Source organism: Cellulomonas gelida (assembly GCF_006538725.1).
GTDB lineage: Bacteria > Actinomycetota > Actinomycetes > Actinomycetales > Cellulomonadaceae > Cellulomonas > Cellulomonas gelida.
On record NZ_BJLQ01000090.1, the window covers coordinates 1 to 732 of the forward strand.

The window sequence follows — 732 nt, forward strand, 5'->3', positions numbered from 1 at the left end:
GCGTTGATTCGTCGGGACCGGCGTGGCTCGTCCGGGTCGCGTCCGGCATCGGCCCGGTGGGGTCGGGCATGGGGGAGGTGTCATGGCCGCTGAGGTTTCCGCAGCAGATGGTGCGATCAAGCGCGGCGCGGACGTGGTGGCGCGCACGCGTGGCGAGCTGCAGTCCGAGCTGTCCGCGCTCGAGGGCAAGCTGGCCGGGATCGGGTCGCACTGGCAGGGCCAGGGCGCGGTCGCGTTCAACCAGCTGATGGTGCGTTGGCGTGACGACGCGTCGAAGATCGTCGCCGCGCTCAACGAGTTCGAGGCGAACCTGGTGCAGTCGCAGTCGTCCTACACCGCGTCGGACGACACGCAGTCGTCGACGTTCTCGCGCCTGTCCGGGCGTCTGGGCTGAGGAAGGGGAACGTCATGAGCGACCTGAAGGTGAACTTCGGTGGCCTGTCCACCGCTGCCGCTGACATCCAGAGCGGTGCCTCGCGCATCGAGTCCCGCCTGGGCGAGATGGACCAGTCCCTGCAGCCGCTGCGGGCCAACTGGTCCGGTGAGGCCTCCACGTCCTACGAGGCCGCCCGCGCCAAGTGGACCAGCGCACTGACCGACATGAAGGCCCTGCTGGCCGAGATCGGCCGCGCCGTGGCCACCTCGAACGACGACTACCAGGCCACCGAGCGCGCCAACGCCGCACGCTGGTGACCACCCCGGGCCGTGGCGGACCACCGCCACGGCCCGGCG

Annotated in this window: 2 protein-coding genes; both read left to right on the forward strand. The window is 70.6% G+C overall.

All coding sequences use genetic code 11. The annotated features are described in order from the left end of the window. The first annotated feature begins 82 nt into the window (after window positions 1–82). Complete coding sequence (locus CGE01nite_RS16785; RefSeq protein ID WP_048343440.1) at window positions 83–394, forward strand: WXG100 family type VII secretion target; 312 nt, start codon at window positions 83–85, stop codon at window positions 392–394. A 14-nt stretch (window positions 395–408) separates the two neighbouring features. Then, window positions 409–693 carry a WXG100 family type VII secretion target gene (locus CGE01nite_RS16790; protein WP_048343439.1) on the forward strand — a complete coding sequence of 95 codons (285 nt, stop codon included), beginning with the start codon at window positions 409–411 and terminating at the stop codon, window positions 691–693. The last annotated feature ends 39 nt before the right edge of the window (window positions 694–732 follow it).

Excerpts from the sequence above, each read along its gene's own strand:
- CGE01nite_RS16790 (WP_048343439.1), top strand. The coding sequence starts at position 409 with ATGAGCGACCTGAAGGTGAACTTCGGTGGCCTGTCCACCGCTGCCGCT.
- CGE01nite_RS16785 (WP_048343440.1), top strand. The coding sequence starts at position 83 with ATGGCCGCTGAGGTTTCCGCAGCAGATGGTGCGATCAAGCGCGGCGCG.